The organism is Sulfurovum sp., assembly GCF_041562805.1.
Classification (GTDB): domain Bacteria; phylum Campylobacterota; class Campylobacteria; order Campylobacterales; family Sulfurovaceae; genus Sulfurovum.
In genome coordinates this window covers 1-4,932 of sequence record NZ_JBFFOH010000173.1, presented here as the reverse complement: position 1 = coordinate 4,932, position 4,932 = coordinate 1, and the positions used below count along the sequence as shown (strand labels likewise).

General features: G+C 40.6%; 6 protein-coding genes. All 6 read right to left on the bottom strand.

Annotated elements, in window-relative coordinates:
* Positions 1-267: 267 nt before the first annotated feature.
* Complete coding sequence (locus tag ABYK33_RS13750) at positions 268-660, bottom strand: hypothetical protein (protein ID WP_373033851.1); 393 nt, start codon at positions 658-660, stop codon at positions 268-270.
* 214 nt (positions 661-874) lie between these two features.
* Positions 875-1,333 (bottom strand): hypothetical protein, encoded by a 459-nt coding sequence (locus ABYK33_RS13745; protein ID WP_373033850.1) that lies wholly within the window; start codon positions 1,331-1,333, stop codon positions 875-877.
* Between the two features lie 93 nt (positions 1,334-1,426).
* The gene (locus ABYK33_RS13740; protein ID WP_373033848.1) at positions 1,427-2,479 is read right to left on the bottom strand and encodes a hypothetical protein; all 1,053 of its coding nucleotides are present in this window, start codon (positions 2,477-2,479) and stop codon (positions 1,427-1,429) included.
* A gap of 91 nt (positions 2,480-2,570) precedes the next feature.
* Complete coding sequence (locus ABYK33_RS13735; protein ID WP_373033847.1) at positions 2,571-3,245, bottom strand: FRG domain-containing protein; 675 nt, start codon at positions 3,243-3,245, stop codon at positions 2,571-2,573.
* A 304-nt stretch (positions 3,246-3,549) separates the two neighbouring features.
* Entirely contained in the window at positions 3,550-4,425 is an 876-nt protein-coding gene (locus ABYK33_RS13730; RefSeq protein ID WP_373033846.1) for a formylmethanofuran dehydrogenase subunit E family protein, read from the bottom strand.
* Between the two features lie 158 nt (positions 4,426-4,583).
* The coding region (locus ABYK33_RS13725) for a nuclear transport factor 2 family protein (RefSeq protein WP_373033845.1) at positions 4,584-4,932 on the bottom strand (349 nt) is incomplete at its 5' end.

Sequence of the window (4,932 nt, the reverse complement as noted above, 5' to 3'; positions counted from 1 at the left end):
TTTCCAGGAAAGCCCGACGGCAATAAGAAACATGCCGTTCATAACACCTTCCAAATGGGCCGCCAGACCCATTCTCGCATTTGGCATTTCAGCGACGATCAGCCCCGAAAGCAGGCCGATTAGAAACAAGACCATCCCGAAGATGAGCAGTCTTTGAGTATTGTCAGGCATAGACTCTCCTTCTTGCTTATATGTTTAAAGTGACCAATTAAAAAGTCACATAAGGGTTTTTGCTTGGTCTCTTTTATTTATTTGATGCAATATGCCTCATTCGAGTAGACATGGATATAAGTCAATTAAAGAAAATATTACAGCTGCGTTTGCAGTATTTGGATCATCGGCTGTTTTAGAGTTTTTGTATTTTAAACGTAAAGTAGCAAGAACATTTTTTTGTATTTCTACAAAACTAGTTCTCTCCTCATCTAATAGACAATTTTGGGTTTTGAACTCACCCGTTTCAATAGATTTCGTAACTATAATCCCAGCAAGACTGCCTTTTAATACACCCATACAATATCCAAGAGTTTCCTTGTCTGCTTCTGATATTGTCTTTTGATGCACTATAGAACAATTTTTTATGTAATCATTAACACTCCATTCATATGCATGAACGTAGGAGATGCACGAGATAATTGACATAATCAAAAAATGCTTTTTCATTTCAAGTCCTTTTTTTCATTATACATAAAGTGTGTGATTTCTATAACGTTTAAAATGACCAATTAAAAAGTGGAATGAAACCATTGGTCGAACTATCAATAGATGTTTTCAATGGTATCTTGATTGGTAAAAATTGTAAAGTTTTTATTTTTTGTGAGGGTGTGAGATTCCTATTGGAATGAAGAAAAGTGAAGATTTAACCCTCTTAGTGCAGTCAGAGCCCTTTTTGTTCTATACCCATGCCGCCAAAGTGTTTGACAAAAAAGTAGTAGAGCTTGCGCAGCTTAAAGTCGCCCAGCATTTTTAAAAACAGACGGTCCACCTGGTCTTTTGTCACCGGGATGGTGTCGAGGTATTGGTACAGGGCATCATGGACTAAAGATGCATGATAGGTAAAAGGAAGCATGGTCCTGTGGTCGACGTGCCCGTCGGGAACCCCGATGATCCACAGGTTGAACAGGCTTTTCTTCGGCGTACAGCCATCCCACGCATAACCATTTTCATTCGCCTTGACCGTCACGACACCATCTTGGCTGATTCTCAGCCAGCGGCTCTCAAACGCCTTGTCCAGCGTCCAGCCTGTGTCTGCGTAAACATAGTCTTCAGTGATTTTAAACTTGTAGGGGAAGTTGCCGGTTCTCAGTTTCTCTCGGGGTGTCGGATAGTCATTCATGGTGCTTCCTCTTTGTATTGAACGTTAAAGCTGTGAGATGCAAACAAAGCGCAGCGTAATTTCCATCCGAACGAGCACCTTGTTAGCTTTATCTTAAAACGGTTTAACTGGATCAAGCCCAAGTAACTTATATTGTGAAGAAAGACGTTCATTCATTCTATTTTTTGCTTCTTCTAGCATAAGAGAGTATGTCCAAAAAGTTACACCATCATATTTTGTATCAATTAATCGATCTCTATTCTCTAGTCCTCTTCCAATTACAACCATTCGTTCTTTAGGACCTGTTAAAAATGAATAATCATCTTTCGCATTTGTTTGGGGCTCGTTTTCAACATACTTAACCCATTCAGATACTTGTTGTCGAGCGTGATTAGATGGTGCAGTTAAATCACCTTTTTTAGTAAAAACATTGTGCACAGGAGATTCTAGTTCAATAAAGATTGATGATAACCCTTGTTCGCGTTCAAGAATAAAATCAGCCTTTCTCATCTCGCCATTTAGAAAAAGCTTATGCTCGTATAGACAAGTTTTGTGCTCTGGTAAAAAAATATTTTTGTGTTCGTTAATATATCTATGGACACGTCGCTCAAGGAATGCTTTTCTTTTTATTATCGCTTCGAATTTATCAAATATATTTCTTACTTCTTGAACAAAAGATCCTTTTGTTTTAATTCCACTTGATGCAGCATTCCATAAGCTTACCGCCTCTGCTTTTGCTTTGCTTTCTTTAAATGTATCTTCAAAACCTGATGTTCGTCCCCAGCCCACCATAAATTTATTGTCTAAAACAGGAATAGCTAAAGGGTTGTTGGCTTCTACTACTGACATATCGGACAATAAGACAAAACTTTTTTCTGGCCCTTTATTAGGCAGGTGCCCTCCAGAACTCATCGGAGCTATAATTTTGTTGACATCATTAACAGTATATATATCAAATATATTGACTTGATCTTTTTCTAAAGAATCTTCAGGTGTAATCTTTATAACTACACCTTCGTTATCTGTAGTTATTCCAATATCTATTTTCTTCTTTTGAAGCACCCAGCTTGGAAGATTTGACAAACTGCCTTCATTATGATTGGAGAGATGATCAAGACTCTCATCAATAATAGATAAATATTGAATTATAGTTTCTACATGATCCATGTTTGTATCCTATATAGTTATTGGTTAAAATGAGCAATCAAAAAGCTGCCCGCGGGGTTTTGATTGGTATTAACTGATTTGTTAGATTTTTTCAATTTAGGCCCCAATCTTCTTTTATCTTGTCAATGACACCTTCAATACCAGGATAAACAGACATTTTATTGATCCCTAGTATGCTTAATTCTTGTTTGATTTTTGGCTTGCAGACGGGAGGTATTTTTACTTTCATAAAAAATCTGAAATCATTTTCCCGTTCTTCTAAGGGGACGATTTCAATCTCATCTTTTTGAAGTGGAAATACTGCAAATACGCTTTCTTGAGCGACAATTCTAGAGTTAATATGAACTGGATGGTAAAACACTATTTTCTTCATGTCTAATGATGGAAATTTACGAACTCCACTTTCATCAAGCGACCACACCACGCCATCAGTTTCCGACTCGTCTTCAACTGCAAAGTATAATGCCTTCAATGGATTTGTAGTGAAGTCTAAGAGTCTTGTTGGAAGACCATAATGTTGTGCATGTAGTATCCAATCTGTGTAAGATGGAACATTGTCTTTTAGATAAGGAAAACCGTATTGTTGTAATTTTTCAATTACGTCTTCTTCGAACGTCAGCATATCAACACCGACTGTATCAATTATTCTACCAATTGAGGGCAATAGAGGCCAATCTTGGGCTTGACCTCTATAACAATATGGAAAATGTGTTTCCCTCACAACGTCAAGATATTCAGATACATTTTTTATTGTCATAGTTTTCATAATTGTCTTTACTACCTAACTATTTATTCAACGAACATAGTAGCACTTTAATACTGTACTGAAATATCAAATAACAAAAAAAATGCTTATTCGTTTTAAAAGTCACTGTGCTTTGGTATAGTTATACCCATATATACTGTTCTTATGACAATCTACATAAATAAGTTTAAGGCTTTCTTGGGCGTTATTAAATGTTTTAGACGTTGATGTGTCGACAAACCCGTTAAAAACACAAAACAAGTGAAGCGCTCCAAAGGGATGTTTCCTTGAAAGCGTGTTTTTAACTCTGCCGAAGCAGCAGGGCTTATTTGTCTTCTACAACAGGTCTTTCGCGGTAAGGGTAGTTTTTAAGACGGATATCGCTCCGTGTATGGGGGTTGGGTACGGCTTTTGTGGTGTCGACCCACTCCTCCCATTTGAAATTTTCGATAATCTCAGCCTGATAGCTTTCATCCAGCGGATGGCTCAAAATATCGTTGACATGCTGCCACTGATAATAACGCAGAAGATCTACCTGGTAAGGGTCGGGTTTTCCTTTTGCGTCTTTGACGACTCTTTTGAGGTCGATGACTTTCTGCATGTCGACCTTGGTCTTCCATGTTATCGCACCCGGAAGCACGACCGGTTCGTCGGGGATGTTGTTGATGCCTTTTTTCCATGTTGCCAGAACGGCGACACCGGTGTCCTCACGGTAGAGGATGATCGCATGACTGTAGTCTTTGTTTTTAAAAAACCCGAGCGTTCCGTATTGGAGACGTGCCCCGGTTAGAAAAGCCAGCCCGTCCGACCAGCAGGGGCTTGTTCCCGAAATGGCTCTAAGCACACTTCTGTCTATGATGCTGTCGGGGAAAAGGATCTTGAAAGCGGTTTTACAGCTATTGGCCACATGGGTGATGCCCTCACAGTCATGGCCGTGCCATTTCACAATGTCTTTTATGGTCACCGCATAGGTACGCTCATAGTAGCGCCCCTGAGTCCCCTTGGTCGCAAGTATCTCGAATTCGGGAGCGTACGGCATGGCGACCATAGGTGCATACCAGGTCGGTACACGGTCCGGTTGGGTCACACCGGTCTCTATGAAAGTATTGACGCCTTCCTTGTAAGTCGGTTCGCCGCACCAGGATGAGGAGTAGAACAACAGTAAAATCATTGCCAGCAAAGAAATCGGTCTCAGTCTCATTTTTTTCTCCTTTTTTGTTATGCAATATCTATATTACCATGAAATAAAGAGGAGGGGGTAAGGGCGGAGGTTCGATCTCCTGGGTGTAAAGTAATCAATCAAGCAATCAAAAAGCTGCCTACGGGTTATGATTGGTCTTCTTTGGGTTGTTAGGCATTCTACGACCTTTTGCCCAAAACAGCCGTCTGATACCGATCCAATAACTGGGGATCTTCGATCGAGCCGTGATGGTGGACCTGTCTCCAGCGGCCATCGATTCTTCGGAAGATCCGGCTTGTTCGGATAGCAAGTGCTATTTCCTCGCCATCGAGGCGGAAATGCCCCCGTTCTCTTCCTACGGCATAAAACATCTCTGCTGTTTCGTGGATGGTGTAGTCGAAATACTCGACGTACACTACGGCGGGACCGTCAAAGATACGTGCGTACACCTGGTGGATCTCAGCCCAGCCGCGTTTGATACCCCCGAGTGGGTTGTCCATGGCAATGTCGTCGGACTGTGCCCAGTTC